This window comes from Actinomadura sp. WMMA1423 (assembly GCF_006547145.1).
Taxonomy (GTDB): Bacteria; Actinomycetota; Actinomycetes; order Streptosporangiales; family Streptosporangiaceae; genus Spirillospora.
In genome coordinates this window covers 3,603,992-3,619,719 of sequence record NZ_CP041244.1, presented here as the reverse complement: position 1 = coordinate 3,619,719, position 15,728 = coordinate 3,603,992, and the positions used below count along the sequence as shown (strand labels likewise).

Sequence of the window (15,728 nt, the reverse complement as noted above, 5' to 3'; positions counted from 1 at the left end):
GACTCCGACGAGTATGGGCAGCTCTCATCTGCTCGTCAACCGTCCAGCCTTGGACATTGACCATGTAGGTGCCCTAGTATCGATATGTCTGACTTTAACGACCCCAGGTGCATGTGAAGGGACGGGCATGACGCTCAAAGACGGGTGGAAGGGGCGGTTCTACGAGGACTTCCAGGTGGGCGACGTGTACCGGCACCCGCTCGGGCGCACGGTCACCGAGAGCGACAACATGTGGTTCACGCTGCTGACGATGAACACGAACCAGATGCACTTCAACGGCGAGTACGCCAAGAGGTCGGAGTTCGGCCGCCCGCTGGTCGTCTCCACGCTGACCGTGGCCATCGCCGTCGGGCAGAGCGTCATCGACACCACGCAGAACGCCTTCGCCAACCTCGGCTGGGAGGACATCAGGATGTCCCACCCCGTCTTCGCCGGGGACACCCTGTTCAGCGAGTCGATCGTGCTCGACAAGCGGGAGTCGTCGAGCCGCCCCCACGCGGGCATCGTCACCATCCGCACCCGCACCCTGAACCAGGACGGCGACGAGGTCTGCACGTTCCGCCGCACGTTCTACGTCTACAAGCGGGGCGCCGAGCCGCTGGACGACCTGTTCCCGGAGCCGAAGACCCCGCTGACCCTCGAGGCGGAGGGCGGGCCCGCGTGAAGATCGCCTTCGCCCCCTGGGGGGAGACGCTCGCCGAGCTGGCGGACGCGGCGCGCCGCGCGGAGGACGCGGGCGCGGAGGCCCTCTGGGTCCCCGAACTGCACCGCAGCGCCACCGTCGCCGCCGCCGCGCTCGCCGCCGCCACCGAGCGGGTCCGCATCGGGACCGGCATCGCCCTCGCGTTCACCCGCAGCCCCATGACGACGGCGCTGGAGGCGCTGGACCTGGACGAGCTGTCCGGCGGCAGGTTCGTCCTCGGTCTCGGCACGGGCGTCCAGCGGCTGAACGAGGACTGGCACAACGTCCCGTTCGGCAAGCCCGTCCGGCACATGCGGGAGACCGTCCGCAACGTCCGCCGGTTCTGGGAGTCCTGCACGACCGGCGAGCCGATCGACCTGCCGGGCGAGGAGGAGCCGATGCGGATCCGCGGCTACCAGCGGCCGTTCGGCGTCCAGCGGACACAGATCCCCGTCTACCTCGCCGCGATGGGGCCGGCCATGACGCGGCTGGCCGGGACGATCGGCGACGGCTGGATCAGCCACGAGCTGTGCTCCCCGCGCTACCTCGCCGAACGGGTCCTGCCCGAGCTGGAGACCGGGCTCGCGCGGGCCGAGGGCAGGAGGCGCGAGGACCTCGACGTCGTCGTGTCCGCCTGCTGCTCGGTCGCCGCGGACCGCGAGACGGCGCTGCGCCGCGCGTCCGGGCTCGTCGGCTTCTACGCCAGCGTCCGCACCTACGCCGACTTCTTCGACTTCCACGGGCTGGGGGAGCAGCAGCGGGCGGTCGTGGAGGCGTTCCGGAGCGGCACCGGCGCCGAGCACCTCGCCGGGACGGTCGCCACGGAGATGATCGACGCGCTCACGATGGCGGGCGGGCGCGACGAGGTCGCCGAGCGCATCGCCGGCTACGCGGGCCTCGCCGACTCGCTGAAGCTCAGCCCGCCCACCCACGGCCTCAGTGCCGCCGAGACCCGCGCGGCCCAGGACGAGCTCCTGTCGCTGCTGCCCGACCTCACCGGAGGCGCCCTGTGAAGCCGCTGGAAGACGTCCGCATCATCGCCGTCGAGCAGTACGGCGCAGGCCCGTTCGGCAGCGTGCACCTCGCCGACCTCGGCGCCGAGGTCATCAAGATCGAGGAACCGCGGTCCGGCGGCGACGTCGGCCGCTACGTCCCCCCGTACGGCGAGGGCGAGGACTCGCTGTTCTTCGAGACCTTCAACCGCAACAAGCGCAGCCTGTCCCTCGACCTGTCGACCGGCGCGGGGCGCCGGGTCTTCGAGGACCTGGTGAAGGTGTCCGACGTCGTCTACTCCAACCTGCGCGGCGACGTCCCGAAGAAGATCGGCATCACCTACGACGACCTCAAGCACCTGAACCCGGCCATCGTGTGCTGCTCGCTGACCGGGTTCGGCATGACGGGTCCGCGTAGCAAGGAGCCGGGCTACGACTACGTCCTGCAGGGCCTGGCCGGCTGGATGGACCTGACCGGCGAGCCGGACGGGCCGCCCACCAAGTCGGGGCTGTCGCTGGTCGACTACTCCGGCGGGTTCGTCGCCGCGATCTCGCTGCTGGCCGGGCTGCACGCCGCGCGCCGCGACGGCGTCGGCATGGACTGCGACGTCAGCCTCTACGACACGGCGATCGGGCTGCTGACCTACCCGGCGACCTGGCACCTGAACGCCGGGTTCCGGCCCGCCCGCACCCGGCACTCGGCCCACCCCTCGCTCGTGCCGTTCCAGGCGTTCGAGGCGAGCGACGGCTGGTTCATCGTCGGCTGCGCGAAGGAGAAGTTCTGGACGCGGCTCGCGACCGTCGTGGGCCACCCCGAGTGGTCCGAGCCCGGCTCCGGTTACGGGTCGTTCGCTGACCGGCAGCGCAACAAGGACACGCTGCTGCCCCTCCTGGAGGAGATCTTCCGGCGGCGGACCGTGGACGCCTGGCTCGCCGAGCTGTACGCGGCGTCCATCCCCTGCGGCCCGATCAACGACGTCGCGCAGGCCATGCGGGAGGAGCACACCCGGGCGCGCGGGCTGCGGGTGACGACCGAGCACCCCCGGTTCGGGACGGTCGAGCAGGTCGCCTCCCCGGTACGGGTCGGCGCGCAGCCGACCGAGTACCGCCGGGCGCCGCTGCGCAACGAGGACTTCGACCTGGTGGTGCGCGGGATCGCCGGGTACGACGAGGCCACGGTCGAGGCGCTGCGGGCCGGGGGAGCGTTCGGCGACGCCGTCGAGCCCGCCGGGACCGTGGCCGGCGAGGCGGAGGCGGCGTCGAGGTGATCGCACGGGAGCTGGCCCGCTGGGCGCTCGGCCTGGCCGGGGCGCCGGGCCCGGTCGAGGCCGCCGCGACCCGGCACCTGCTGGACGGGTTCGGCACCGCGCTCGGCGCGCTGCGGACCGGCGCGGCCGGGCCCGCGATCGAGGTGGCGCGCGGGCTCGGCGGCCCGCCGGAGGCCGCGGTGCTCGGCACCGGCGACCTGCTGTCGGCACCCGCCGCGGCGCTCGCGAACGGCACCCTGGTGCACGCCCTCGACTTCGACGACACGCACGCGGGCGGGCTGGTGCACGCGACCGCGGTCGTGCTGCCCGCCGCGTTCGCCGTCGGCCAGCAGACGCGCGCCTCCGGCCGCGAGGTCCTGACCGCGGCGATCGCGGGATACGAGACGGCCTGCCGGGTCGCCGCCGCCGCGCCGCACGGCTTCCACGCGCGCGGCCTGCACGCCACCATGGTCGCGGGGGTCTTCTCCTCGGCCCTGGTCGCCGCGCGCCTCCTCGGCCTGGACGCCGAGCGCGCCACCGCCGCGCTCGGCATCGCGGGCAGCCAGGCGGGCGGCCTGCTGGCCTTCCTCGGCACCGGGGCGTCGACCAAGCAGCTCCATCCGGGGCTGGCGTCGCAGTCCGGGATCATCGCGGCGCGGCTGGCGGCGGCGGGCGCGACCGGGCCGGAGACGGTCTTCGACGGCCCGCACGGGGTCTTCGACGCCCTCTCGGCGAACCCGGCCGACCCCGCGTCCATCGTGGACGGGCTCGGCGACCGGTGGGAGACCGGCCGCATCGGGATCAAGCCCTACGCGGCGTGCCAGCTCTCGCACGCCACGATCGGCGCGGTCCTGGACGCGATGGCGCGCGAGCCGTTCGGCCCGGAGGACGTCGCGGGCGTGCACGCCCGCGTCCACCCGGACTCGGCGGCGGTCGTCTGCGACACCTCCCGCGACCTGACCCGTCCCGCGAGCCCGTACGCGGCGAAGTTCTCGCTGCCCTGGACGGTCGCGGCGCTGATCGCCGACGGCGGCCTGACCCTGGAGACCTTCGCGCCGGGCTCCATCGCCCGGCCCGCGGTGACCCGGCTGGCCGCCCGCGTGCGCTGGGACGTGACCGGCGCGTCCGGGGTCGCCGCGGCCGACGCGCCCGGCCACGTCACGATCGCGCTCACCGACGGGCGTGAGGTGACCGGCTCGGTGCCGCGCAGCGAGGGAGGCGGCGACTTCCCGCTGAGCCGCGCGGCGCTGCTCGCCAAGTTCACCGGCAACGCCGGCGTCCCGGCGGCGGACGCGCGGGAGTTCGCCCGCGCCGTCGAGTCGCTCGCCGCGCAGCCGGACGCCGCCGCCGTCATGCGGGCCGCCGCGCGGCTCGCCCAGACCACCCACAGCGCCCGGGAGAACGGATGACACTGCAAGCGATCAAGCCCGCCGAGTTCCCCTGGTTCCCCTACGAGGGGTTCACGTTCTGCCTCGGGCTGTCCGAGGACGGCGCCGCGTGGTCGTCGGGGCACACCGCCGCCGCGCACGACGCGTCCATCGGGAAGATGACCGTCGCGGGGACGATGGCCGAGCAGGCGCCGATCGCCTACCGGAAGGTCATGGCGATCATCGAGGCCGCCGGGTTCGGGCCCGGCGACGTCGTGCACGTGACGGAGAACGTCACGGTCGCCGGGCTCGCCGACTACGAGGCCGCCGCCGCGGCCCGCGCGGAGGTCTTCGGCGAGCACGAGCCCACGGTGACGACGGTCGTCGTGCAGCGCCTCGTCCGCTCCGCCGCGCTGCTGGAGATCGAGGCGCACGCCGTCCGGGGCGGCGGCGAGCTCCTCGCGGCGAGCGAGCGGCGCGAGGCCGGGACGTGGACGCCCTCCCCGGTCCGCGAGGGCCACGACGGCACCGTGCACCTTCCGACGATGGTGCCGGTGGACGCGTCCGGCGACATCGTCAGCCCCGGCGACTTCGCCGGGCAGTACGCCTACTGCCTCGACCGGGCGGACGTCCTGCTGCGCAGGGCGGGCCTCTCGCTCGACGACGCGGTGACGACCTACGACTACTCGACGCCCGCCAGCCGGGACGCCTACCGGACGACCCACCGCGTCCGCAAGGAGCGGCTCGGCGGCGCCGGCGTGTATCCGGGGGCGGGCGGCATCCTGATGGGCCGGCTGCACCACCCCGAGGCCCTCGTCGCGATCGACGTCACCGCGTCGCGGCACCCGCTCGAACTGGTCAATCCCGGCTGGTCCCGGTACGACACGCTGACCTACGCCCCGGGCGTGCGGGCCGGGCGGACGCTGTTCATGTCCGGATTCGCCGCGCTCGACCTGGAGACGCAGGAGGCGCTGCACCCCGGCGACATCGGCGCGCAGGCGGAGGCCACCTACGGGTCCGTCCTCCACCTGCTGGAACACGCGGGGCTCGGTCCGGCGGACCTGCTGTCGACCATCGAGTTCTGCGTCGAGTCGGCCCTGCGCGACTACCGCGCGGTCGCGCCCGTCCGGGAGCGGCTGCTGTCGCCGCCCTGGCCCGCGTCGACCGGGGCGATCTGCGCGGCGCTGCTGCGTCCCGAGTTCCTGCTCGAAGTGTTCCCGACCGCGCTGTACCCGGAGGGCGCGCCGACCGTGAAGGAGGGGGCATGACACTGCTCACCGACGAGATCCGCGCGCTCGTCGGCCGGACGAAGGCCTACACCGCGCCCGAGCCGATGGGGGCCGCCGCCGGCCGCTACTTCGGGCTCGCGATCGGAGACCGCAACCCGCTCTACTCCGATCCCGGGTACGCGCGGGCGCAGGGGCTCGCCGACGTGACCATGCCGCCGACCCTGATCTGCGAGACCAACCAGTACGCGAACCTGCCGGTCGGGCCGGACGGCGACGCGGGCCACAACTGGGGCATCGAGATCCCCGGCACCCGGAAGGTGCGGGGCGGCAACCGCTACGTCTTCCACCGCCGCGTCCTGCCGTCCGACGTCGTCACCGCCACCTGGGAGATCGCGGACATCACCGCCAAGACCAACCGCGCGGGCGCGCCGATGCTGATCGTCACCTCGCGGGCGACCTACACGCAGCAGCACGGCGAGACGCTCGCGGAGAACGAGGAGACCATCATCTTCGTGTCGCTGGAGGCGGGGGCATGAGCGCCGCCGACGCACCCCATCGGGCCGGGGACGCCGTGCCGGCGCTGGAGCGCCGGATCGGGCTCCCCGACATGATCGCGTACGCCGGGGCCACCTGGGACTGGTACCGGCTGCACTACGACACCGAGTTCGCGAAGGCCTCGAAGCTGCCGGCGCCGGTCGTGGACGGCCAGGTGTTCGGCGCGCTGCTGGTCGAGCAGATCCAGGACTGGCTCGGCCCGCGGTGCTTCGTCCGCACGCTGGAGTTCGGCTTCAGGGCGCTGGTGTTCGCCGGGGAGACCGTCCGCTGCGAGGGGACGGTCGCCGAGGCGGGCGACGGGTACCTGGACCTCGACCTGCGGGTGGTCGTGGTCGGTGAGGGCGGCGAGGACGACCGTGTCGCGGTGGCCCCGGCCCGCGCCCGCGTGCTGCTCGGCGAGGCCGACGGCCCGGGCGCGGTGGGGACGCGATGAGCACGGGTGTCGCGATCGCCGGCGCCGCCGAGTCCGACCTCGGCGTGACGAACCGGTCGATCCTCGGACTGCAGGCCCAGGCGGTCAAGCGGGCGCTGGACGACGCGGGCCTCACCCTGCGCGACGTCGACGGCATCGCCACGACCGGGGTGTCGCGGTTCTCGGCGACCCAGCTCGCCGACTACTTCGGCATCCGGCCCCGCTGGACGGACTCGACGTACGCGGGCGGCTCCGCGTTCGAGATGTTCGTGGCCCGCGCGACCCAGGCCATCCAGGCGGGGCAGGCCGAGACCGTCGTGATCAGCTTCGCGTCGAACCAGCGGTCGGCGCGGTCCCGGTCGCTCGGCGGCGTCGTCGAGGACCACACGCCGGAGGCGCAGTTCGAGACCCCCTACGGGCCGCTGTACCCGCTGTCGTACTACGCGATGGCCGCGCAGCGGTACCTGCACGCCTACGGGAGGACGCGAGAGCAGCTCGCCGAGGTCGCGGTTGCGGCGCGCGAATGGGCGCTGCTGAACCCCGCCGCGTTCCGGTACGGGAAGGGGCCGCTCACCCCGGCCGACGTGGTCGGCGCGACGATGATCTCCAGCCCGCTCACCGCGCTGGACTGCTGCCTGGTCACCGACGGCGGCGGCGCGGTGGTCCTGACGTCCCTCGAACGCGCCCGGGACCTGCGCCGCAGGCCCGTGGAGGTGCTCGGGTACGGGGAGCGGACGACCAACACCTCCATGACGGCCGTCCCCGACCTGACCGCGACGGGCGCGGCCGGCTCCGGCGCGGACGCGTTCGCCCGCGCCGGGGTGGCCCCGGCCGACATCGACGTCGTCCAGGTCTACGACTCCTTCACGATCACGGTCGCGCTGACCCTGGAGGGGCTCGGCTTCTGCGGGCGCGGGGAGGCGCTCGACTGGATCGCCGGCGGCCGCATCCGGCCCGGCGGCGACTTCCCGCTCAACACCTCCGGGGGCGGCCTGTCCTACTGCCATCCCGGCCAGTTCGGGATCCTCCTGCTGGTCGAGGCCGTCGCGCAGCTGCGCGGCGACGCGGGGGACCGGCAGGTCCCGGACGCGCGCCTGGCGGTCGCGCACGGCACGGGCGGGATCCTCTCGACGCACGCCACGGTGGTCCTGGGGGTGGACGGATGACCGGCTTCAGGCCCGGCGTTCCGGCGCCGGACGAGGTCACGGCCCCCTGGTGGGAGGCCACCGGGCAGCACCGCCTCGTGCTCCAGACATGCCCGCGCTGCTCCGCGGTGCAGCATCCGCCGCGCGCGCTCTGCACGCACTGCGGGTCGGACGAACCGGGGTGGGCCGAGTCCGAGGGGCGGGGCGCCGTGGACTCCTTCACGGTCGTGCACCGCGCCCCGCGGCCGGATCTCGACGTCCCCTACGTCATCGCCCGCGTCCGCCTGGACGAGGGGGCGATCCTCCTCACCCGCCTCCAAGGCAGGGCACCGGACGACTGGCGCCTGGACGACCCGGTCAGGGTCGCCTGGGTCGACCTCGACGACGGCCGCGCCCTGCCCGTGTTCGTCCCGGACGCCCCGTCCCCCCACGACACCGAGAAAGGCAGCTAAGTGGATTTCCAGCTCAACGAGGACCAGCGGGAGTTCCGCGCCGTCCTGCGCGACTTCGTGGACCGCGAGATCATCCCGGTGGCGCGGGACTGGGAGCACGCCGGGCGCTACCCCACCGAGATCGTCAAGGGGATGCGCGACATGGGGCTGTTCGGGATCACGGTCCCGGAGGAGTACGGCGGCCTCGACCTCGACCCCGTCTCGTTCGCGCTCGTCTTCGAGGAGATCGCGCGCGGCTGGATGGGCATCGCGGGCATCCTCGGCAGCCACTCGCTGGCCTGCCGCATGATCGCCATGCGCGGCACCGAGGAGCAGAGGCGCAGGTACCTGCCGGACCTCGCGAGCGGCGCGCGCCGCACCGGCATCGGCCTCACCGAGCCGGACGCGGGCACCGACCTGCAGGGCATCCGCACCACCGCGCGGCTGGAGGGCGACCACTACGTCGTCAACGGCACCAAGATGTGGATCACCAACGCGCGGTTCGCCGACCCGCTGCCGGTGCTGGTGAAGACCGATCCGTCGGCCTCCCCCGCGCACCGGGGCATGAGCATCCTGCTCGTGGACGCCGGGACCGAGGGCTACCAGATCACCAAGGACATCCCGAAGCTCGGCTACAAGGGCACCGAGTCCTGCGAGATCGTCCTCGACAACGTGCGGGTGCCGAGGGAGAACCTCCTCGGAGGCGTCGAGGGCAAGGGGATGCAGCACGCGCTGTCCGCGCTGGAGTGGGGGCGGGTCAACATCGCCGCGCGGTCGGTCGGCATCGCGCAGCGCGCCCACGAGGAGGCGCTCGCCTACGCGGGGCAGCGCAGGGCGTTCGGGCAGCCGATCGGCGACTTCCAGGCCGTGCAGCTCCAGCTCGCGACGGTCGCGACCCAGGTGCAGGCCGCGCGGCTCATGGCCTACTTCGCGGCGGACGCCGTCCGGCAGGGCCGCGCGGACGGCCAGACCGGGATGGCGAAGATCTTCTGCTCGGAGGTCGCGCTGCAGGCCGCGATCGAGGCCATGAAGGTCCACGGCGGCTACGGCTACTCCACCGAGTACGAGGTCGAGCGGCTCTACCGCGACGCGATCCTGATGAGCATCGGGGAGGGCACGAACGACGTCCTGCGCACCGTCGTGGCCAAGTCCCTGCTGCGCGGCGAGACGGTCGTGGGATGAGCGCCCCGGGCCGGCGGCTGCCGCGCAGCTACCTGTACGTGCCGGGGAACGCCCCGGACAAGCTCGGCAGGGCGCTCGCCCGCGGCGCCGACGCGCTGATCGTCGACCTGGAGGACGCGGTCCCCCCGGACGGCAAGGGCGCGGCGCGGCGCGCGGTGGGCGACTGGCTGCGCTCGGGCCTGGACACCGGCGGCGCCGAGGTGTGGGTCCGGGTGAACGGGGGCGCGGAGGGGGAGCGGGACGTGCGGGCGCTCGCGGGCCTGCCCGCGCTGACCGGGCTCGTCCTCGCCAAGACCGAGGACGCCGCCCACGTCGAGGCGGCCGCCGGGCTGCTGGCCGGCACCGGCGATGCGGCGACCCTGCTGATGCCGCTGCTGGAGACCGCGGGCGCGGTCCTGGAGGCGCGGGACATCGCCCGCGCGCCCCGGGTCCACCGGTTGCAGGTCGGGGAGGTCGACCTCGCCGCCGACGCCGGGCTCGATCCCGGTCCGGACGAGTCGGAGCTGGCGTTCGCGCGGAGCATGGCCGTGCTGGCCTCCGCCGCCGCCAGCCTGCACCCGCCGGTCGGCCCGGTCTCGGTGATCACCGCCGATCCGGACGCGCTGGCCCGCTCCACCGAGCGGATCCGGCGGCAGGGCTTCGTGGGGCGGGCGTGCGTCCATCCGGCGCAGATCCCCGTGGTGCACGCGGTGTTCACGCCTTCGCCGCAGGAGGTGGCGCGCGCCGAGGACGTCCTGGCGAGGTTCGCGTCGGCCGCGGCGGCGGGGTCGGGAGTCGTGCTGGACGCCGAGGGGCGGCTGCTCGACCCGGCCGTGGTCCGGCTGGCCCGCCGCACGCTGGCCACGGCCGACCCGTCCCGATGATCCGTTAGAAATAGATCTGACATATTTCATCCCTAGCGTTGACGACGAGTTCACGGCGCACTCAACTCGATTAACCCCCCGTAGACAAAAGATCAGACGACAGCATGTGATCGGCAGCGGCAAGGAAAGAGACGGGCAGCCATGGCACAGATGAACATCGCCAGCGGAATCCGCGAGTTCGCGCGCAGCACGCCGGGCGCCACCGCGGTGGTCGACGGCGACCGGCGGCTCACCTTCGCCGAGCTGGACGACCGGAGCAACCGCGTCGCGTGCCTACTGGCGGACGCCGGGCTCGGCGCCGGCGACCGCGTCGCCGTCCTGCTCGGCAACCAGCTGGAGTACGTGGAGGTCGCGGCGGGCGCCGCGAAGGCGGGCGTCGCCATGGTCCCGCTCAACCCGCGCGGCACCGCCGCCGAGCACGGCTCGCTGATCGTCCGGTCCGGCGCGTCCGCCCTGGTCGCGGGCGCGGCGTTCGAGGCGCAGGTCCCGGACCTCGCCGAGGACCTGCCCCTGGCGCTCGCCGTCGGCCCGGGTGACTGGGGACGCCCCTACGAGAGGGCCCTCGCGGGAGCGCGGGCGGTCGACCCGCGCGTCACCGTCAGCGAGACGGACCCGTTCTGCGTGCAGTACACATCCGGGACGACCGGGCAGCCGAAGGGAGCGCTGCTCACCCACCGGTCCCGGGTGCTCACGATGTTCGGCTGCGCGGTCGACTACGGCCTCGGCCCCGGCAGGCGGACCGCCGCGGTCGCGCCGATGGCGCTCGGCGCCGGGTTCTGCTTCGCCTACGCGGGCCCGTTCATGGGCGGCCAGACCTCCATGCTGCCCCGCTGGGACCCCGAGGAGCTCCTGCACATGATCGAGCGCGACCGGTTGCAGTCGATCTTCCTGGTGCCGACGCACGCGCTCACCCTGCGGCACGTCATGGAGCAGTCGCCGCGCAGGTACGACCTGTCGAGCCTGGAGACCCTCTACTTCAACGCCGCGGCCCTGCCGGTCCCACTGAAGGAGTGGGTCGTCGAGACGTTCCCGCACGTCGGCGTGCACGAGCTGTACGGGTCCACCGAGGCGGGCGTCGTGACGGACCTGCGCCCCGCCGACGCGATGCGCAAGGCCGGGTCGGTCGGGCACCCGTGGTTCATGACCGACGTGAAACTGCTCGACGAGGAGGGCCGGGAGGTCGGGCCTGGGGAGCCGGGCGAGCTGTACGGCTTCTCGCCCTACAACATGGTCGGCTACCTGGACGATCCGGAGGCCACCGCCGCCGCGATCAGGCCGGACGGCTACCTGACGTCCGGGGACGTCGCCGTCCGGGACGAGGAGGGCTTCATCACCATCGTCGACCGCAAGAAGGACATGATCATCTCCGGTGCGGCGAACATCTACCCCCGGGAGATCGAGGGCGTCCTGACCGCGTGCGACGGAGTCGCCGAGGTCGCCGTCGTCGGCCTCCCCGACGACAAGTGGGGCGAGACCGTCGGCGCGTTCGTGGTCCCGCGCCCCGGCCGCGACGTCGATTTCGGCGACCTGGAGGCCGCCGTGCGCGACCGCCTCGCCGGCTACAAGACGCCGAAGGTGTGGAAGGCGGTCGACGAGCTGCCGAAGAACGCCAACGGCAAGATCCTCAAGCGGGTCATCCGCGAGACCTACGGGAAGTGAGCGCCGTGCCCGACCTGAGACCCGTCCTGCCCGCGGCGTTCGCGGCGGGTGCGACGCTGCGCACCCCCGGCCGCACCCTCACCTCCGGCGACTTCGCCGCGATCATCAACGCGACGTGGGAGAACGGCCCCCTGCACACCGACGACGTCTACATGGCCGCCACGGGCTTCGGCCGCCGCATACTCGGCGGCCCCTGCCTGATCGCGATCAGCGCCGGGCTCACCTCGCCCACCATGTACGCCAGCTGGGCGGCGGCCGGGCTCGACTGCCGCGCGGCGCTCGGCATGGACGAGGTCCGCTACGAGGGCCCGGTCTTCGAGAACGACACGATCACCGTGGACATCGAGGTGGCGAGCCTGGAGCCCACGCCGGGCGGGTCCGCGCTCGTCGGCAGGGTCCGCGACGTCGTCCGCAAGCAGGACGGCACGACCGTCCTGACCATGCGGCGCGGCTACCTGCTCACGCCCATCGAGGAGAAGGCATGAAGACCCTCGACGTGAGCCGCGACGGCCCCGTCCTCCTGGTGGTGATGAACCGCCCCGAGGCGCTCAACGCCTACGACGGCCGCATGGTGCGGGAGCTGCGCGAGACCTGGCGGGCCTTCAGGGACGACGGCGACCTGCGCGCCGCGGTGCTGACCGGCGCGGGCGAGCGCAGCTTCTCCACCGGCCTGGACGTGGACGACGCCCTCGCCACCGGCGCCGCCAGCCCCTCCCTGGACGAGGACGGCCGGGTCGCCCTCACCTCCCGCGACCTGCGCGTCTCCAAACCGGTCGTGGTCGCCGTCAACGGGCACTGCTGCGCCGGCGGATGGCACTTCGTCAACGACGGCGACGTCATCCTCTGCTCGGAGAACGCGACGTTCTTCGACACCCACATCGACGTGGGACTGGCGAATCCGGTCGAGGCGGTCGGCCTGCTGAGCCGGCTGCCCCTCACCGAGGTCCTGCGCATGGTCGCGAGCGGGCGCGCCTACCGGCTGGGCGCCGAGCGGGCCAGGGAGCTCGGCCTCGTCACCGAGGTCGTCCCGCCCGCCGGCCTCGTGCCCCGCGCCCTGGAGATCGCGCACGTGATCGCCCGGCACCGCCCCGACCTGGTGGCCGACAGCCTGGACACCGTCTGGACGGCCGTGGAGGAGCAGCGCGCCCGCGCCGAGGCGCTCGGCCTCGCGCTCCTCATGCGCGCCTCCGGCCGCGACCTGCTGGCGTTCCGCGGCACCCCCTCCGGAGACCCATCGTGAGAATCGGCATCTTCGACCGGGTCGACGACATCGAGCGGACGGCCGCGGACCTGCGGGCCGCCGCGCGGGACGGCATCGACAGCTACTGGCTGACCCAGGCGTTCGGCACCGACACGCTGACCGTGATCGGTGCGGTCGCCCGGGACCTGCCGGGCCTGCGGGTCGGGACGGCGGTCGTCCCCGTCCACCCGCGGCATCCGATGGCCCTCGCCCAGCAGGCCCTGACCGCCAACAAGCTCCTGGACGGGCGGCTCGCGCTCGGCGTCGGCCCGTCCCACCCGTCCGTGGTGGAGCCGTGCTGGGGCATGTCCTACGACAGGCCGGTCCGGTACATGCGCGAGTACCTGGAGGCGCTGAACGGGGCGCTGAGCGGACGCGTCCGCTTCACGGGCGAGGTGCTGACCGCGCGCGGCGACCTGGACGTTCCCGGCGCGGCCGCGCCCCCGGTCCTGGTCGCCGCGCTCGGGCCCCGGATGCTGGAGGCCACCGGCGCGCTCGCGGACGGGACGATCACCTGGATGGTCGGTCCGCGCACCCTGCGGGACCTCACCGTTCCGACGATCCGCCGCGCCGCCGCCGAGGCCGGCCGCCCCGACCCGGAGATCGTCGTCCCGATGCCGGTCTGCGTGACCGGTGACGTCCCGGCGGCGCTGGCCGTGGCGGAGGCGGAGCTGGAGTGGTACGGGACGCTCCCGTCCTACCGGGCGATGCTGGACCGGGAGGGCTGCGAGACCCCCGGCCGGATGGCCCTGATCGGCTCTGCCGACGCGGTGGCGAGCAGGATCGGGGCCCTGGCCGACCTGGGCGTGACCACCTTCGCCGCCAAGATCTTCGGTACGCCGGACGAGCGGGCCGCCACGCGGGAGCTCGTCGCGGCCCTCGCCCGCTGACCGGGGCGGGGTCAGGACCAGGCGGCGACGGCGTCGTCCACCGTGCCGATCCAGCCGAAGAGGAAGCCGATGCCGGTCAGCGCGTGCTCGTGCCGGTCCTTGTCGAACTCGGCGGTCGCGTCGCTGATCACGTGGACGAAGTAGTCGCGCTGCCCCGCGTCCCGCGCCGTCGTCTCCACGCAGATGTTGGTGGTCACCCCGCAGATGACCAGGGAGCGGACGCCGAGGCCGGTGAGCACCGGCTCCAGGCGGGTGCCGTAGAAGGAGCTGGGCCGCGACTTGTCGATGACGACCTCGCCCTCGGCCGGCGCCAGCTCGTCGATGATCTCCGCGTCCCAGCTGCCGGCCGCCAGGGAGCCGACCTCCTTCATCGCCGGGACGATGTGGTTGGGCAGCACGCCCCCGTCCGCGTAACCGGGCTGGAAGACGTACCGGGTGAAGATGACGGGCACGCCGGCCGCGCGCGCGGCGCCGACCAGCGTCCGGCAGCCCGGGATCGCGCGGCGCAGCTCCTCATGGGGCAGGCCGACCGCGGCCATCGACCCCTGGGCCTCGGTGAACCCGTTCTGCATGTCGATGACCAGAAGTGCCGTGCCCTCACGCGTGATGTCCACCGGGACCTCCCGAATCAGTAGCTTCTCGGCAGGCCGAGCGACTCGCCGAGGATGTTGCGGATCATGTCGTTGCTGACGGGGCTGAACAGCTGGAGCCGGGCGTCCCGGAAGTACATCTGCATCGCCGACTCCTCCGCGAGGCCCTGCGCGGCCATCGCGCGCATGCCGCGGTCGACGATCCGGGCCGTCGACTCGGCGGCGACCAGCTTGGCGGCGCCGGTCAGCGCGGCGGACGCCCGTCCGTCCTCGATGGCGCGGACGGCGGTGTTCACCAGGGCCCGGGACGCGGACAGGTCGGCGACCGAGTCCGCGGCGGCGTGCTGGAGGGCCTGGAAGCGGCCGATGGGGCCGCCGAACGCCTCACGTTCGCGCAGGTGGGACAGGTGCAGGTCCAGGGCGGCGCGCCCGATGCCGAGGCTCAGGCCGGCGGCGAGGACGCGCTCGATGTCGAGCGTTCGGCCGAGCAGCGACATGGCGCGGCCCCGCTCGCCGACGAGGTTCTCCAGCGGCGCGGTCGCGTCCTCGAAGTAGATCTCGCAGGTCCCGGCGGCGCGCATGCCGGCGAGGGGGACGCGGCGCACGGTGACGCCGGGCTGGTCGAGCGGGACGGCGACCACGCTGAGGCCGCCGGCCCGCCGGCCCTCCTCGGGCGGGTCGGTGCGGCAGACGACGAACGCGATGTCGGCCTCGTGCGCGAGGGAGATCCAGAGCTTCTGCCCCCGCAGTACCCAGCGCCCGTCCTCGACCCGGGCGGACGTGCGGAGGTTCAGCAGGTCGGTGCCGACGTCGGGTTCGCTCATCCCGAACGAGCAGATCCTCGCCCCGGACGCGATCCCGGGCAGCCAGGCGCTCGCGGCCGAGCCGGCGGCGTCGGCCAGCATCCGCATGGCCATGCCGCAGACGACGTAGTCGACCGCGAGGCTGGGCAGCACGCGGGCGATCTCCTCCACGGCGGCGAGCGCGTCGCCCACCGTCCCGCCCGTCCCGCCCGCCGCCTCGTCTCCGCCGAGCCCGAGCAGCCCGGCGGCACCGAGCGCCGACCAGGCGCCGGCGGGGAACCGCCCCTCCCGGTCCAGGGCGAGCGCCCGGTCCCGGGGCAGTTCCCTGGCGAGCAGCGACCCGATCATCGCGCGGAGGTCGCCGCGCTCGGCGCCCTCCTCGAACGGTTTCGTACCCAGCACGCCTCTCCTTCGCTGATTCGATAAATCTGATGTATGGCG

17 protein-coding genes are annotated in these 15,728 nt (G+C 73.7%); 15 read left to right on the top strand and 2 right to left on the bottom strand.

The window, feature by feature from the left end:
* Positions 1-127 precede the first annotated feature (127 nt).
* The 15 genes from FKD65_RS16715 to FKD65_RS16645 all read left to right on the top strand — a co-directional run bounded on the left by FKD65_RS16715 (position 128) and on the right by FKD65_RS16645 (position 13,894).
* Entirely contained in the window at positions 128-664 is a 537-nt protein-coding gene (locus FKD65_RS16715) for a MaoC family dehydratase (protein WP_141578378.1), read from the top strand.
* On the top strand, positions 661-1,695 hold the full coding sequence (locus FKD65_RS16710; protein ID WP_141578377.1) for an LLM class flavin-dependent oxidoreductase: 1,035 nt from the start codon (positions 661-663) through the stop codon (positions 1,693-1,695). Before FKD65_RS16715 ends, FKD65_RS16710 begins: the two co-directional genes overlap by 4 nt.
* Positions 1,692-2,942, top strand: coding sequence for a CaiB/BaiF CoA-transferase family protein (locus FKD65_RS16705; RefSeq protein WP_141578376.1), 1,251 nt, complete (start codon positions 1,692-1,694; stop codon positions 2,940-2,942). Before FKD65_RS16710 ends, FKD65_RS16705 begins: the two co-directional genes overlap by 4 nt.
* Positions 2,939-4,330: an MmgE/PrpD family protein gene (locus FKD65_RS16700; protein ID WP_141578375.1), complete on the top strand. Its 1,392-nt coding sequence runs from the start codon at positions 2,939-2,941 to the stop codon at positions 4,328-4,330. The genes FKD65_RS16705 and FKD65_RS16700 overlap by 4 nt, the downstream gene beginning before the upstream one ends.
* Positions 4,327-5,556: a RidA family protein gene (locus tag FKD65_RS16695; protein ID WP_141578374.1), complete on the top strand. Its 1,230-nt coding sequence runs from the start codon at positions 4,327-4,329 to the stop codon at positions 5,554-5,556. Before FKD65_RS16700 ends, FKD65_RS16695 begins: the two co-directional genes overlap by 4 nt.
* Entirely contained in the window at positions 5,553-6,053 is a 501-nt protein-coding gene (locus tag FKD65_RS16690) for a MaoC family dehydratase N-terminal domain-containing protein (RefSeq protein ID WP_141578373.1), read from the top strand. The genes FKD65_RS16695 and FKD65_RS16690 overlap by 4 nt, the downstream gene beginning before the upstream one ends.
* Positions 6,050-6,505: a MaoC/PaaZ C-terminal domain-containing protein gene (locus tag FKD65_RS16685; protein WP_141578372.1), complete on the top strand. Its 456-nt coding sequence runs from the start codon at positions 6,050-6,052 to the stop codon at positions 6,503-6,505. Before FKD65_RS16690 ends, FKD65_RS16685 begins: the two co-directional genes overlap by 4 nt.
* Positions 6,502-7,650 carry an acetyl-CoA acetyltransferase gene (locus FKD65_RS16680; protein WP_141578371.1) on the top strand — a complete coding sequence of 383 codons (1,149 nt, stop codon included), beginning with the start codon at positions 6,502-6,504 and terminating at the stop codon, positions 7,648-7,650. Before FKD65_RS16685 ends, FKD65_RS16680 begins: the two co-directional genes overlap by 4 nt.
* A complete protein-coding gene (locus tag FKD65_RS16675) occupies positions 7,647-8,081 on the top strand; it encodes a Zn-ribbon domain-containing OB-fold protein (RefSeq protein WP_141578370.1) in 435 nt (144 codons plus the stop codon). The genes FKD65_RS16680 and FKD65_RS16675 overlap by 4 nt, the downstream gene beginning before the upstream one ends.
* Positions 8,082-9,242, top strand: a complete 1,161-nt coding sequence (locus FKD65_RS16670) for an acyl-CoA dehydrogenase family protein (protein ID WP_141578369.1) — start codon at positions 8,082-8,084, stop codon at positions 9,240-9,242. It abuts the gene before it with no gap.
* Positions 9,239-10,105, top strand: coding sequence for a CoA ester lyase (locus tag FKD65_RS16665; RefSeq protein WP_141578368.1), 867 nt, complete (start codon positions 9,239-9,241; stop codon positions 10,103-10,105). The genes FKD65_RS16670 and FKD65_RS16665 overlap by 4 nt, the downstream gene beginning before the upstream one ends.
* A gap of 141 nt (positions 10,106-10,246) precedes the next feature.
* Complete coding sequence (locus tag FKD65_RS16660) at positions 10,247-11,764, top strand: class I adenylate-forming enzyme family protein (protein WP_240810184.1); 1,518 nt, start codon at positions 10,247-10,249, stop codon at positions 11,762-11,764.
* 5 nt (positions 11,765-11,769) lie between these two features.
* A complete protein-coding gene (locus FKD65_RS16655; RefSeq protein WP_168221069.1) occupies positions 11,770-12,249 on the top strand; it encodes a MaoC family dehydratase in 480 nt (159 codons plus the stop codon).
* Positions 12,246-13,004: an enoyl-CoA hydratase/isomerase family protein gene (locus FKD65_RS16650; RefSeq protein ID WP_141578366.1), complete on the top strand. Its 759-nt coding sequence runs from the start codon at positions 12,246-12,248 to the stop codon at positions 13,002-13,004. Before FKD65_RS16655 ends, FKD65_RS16650 begins: the two co-directional genes overlap by 4 nt.
* Positions 13,001-13,894 (top strand): TIGR03564 family F420-dependent LLM class oxidoreductase, encoded by an 894-nt coding sequence (locus FKD65_RS16645; protein ID WP_168221068.1) that lies wholly within the window; start codon positions 13,001-13,003, stop codon positions 13,892-13,894. The genes FKD65_RS16650 and FKD65_RS16645 overlap by 4 nt, the downstream gene beginning before the upstream one ends.
* A gap of 11 nt (positions 13,895-13,905) precedes the next feature.
* On the opposite strand, the gene FKD65_RS16640 is transcribed toward FKD65_RS16645, so the two are convergent.
* Both FKD65_RS16640 and FKD65_RS16635 read right to left on the bottom strand, forming a co-directional pair.
* Positions 13,906-14,508 (bottom strand): cysteine hydrolase family protein, encoded by a 603-nt coding sequence (locus tag FKD65_RS16640; protein WP_141578365.1) that lies wholly within the window; start codon positions 14,506-14,508, stop codon positions 13,906-13,908.
* Between the two features lie 14 nt (positions 14,509-14,522).
* Positions 14,523-15,689 carry an acyl-CoA dehydrogenase family protein gene (locus FKD65_RS16635; RefSeq protein WP_141578364.1) on the bottom strand — a complete coding sequence of 389 codons (1,167 nt, stop codon included), beginning with the start codon at positions 15,687-15,689 and terminating at the stop codon, positions 14,523-14,525.
* Positions 15,690-15,728 lie beyond the last annotated feature (39 nt).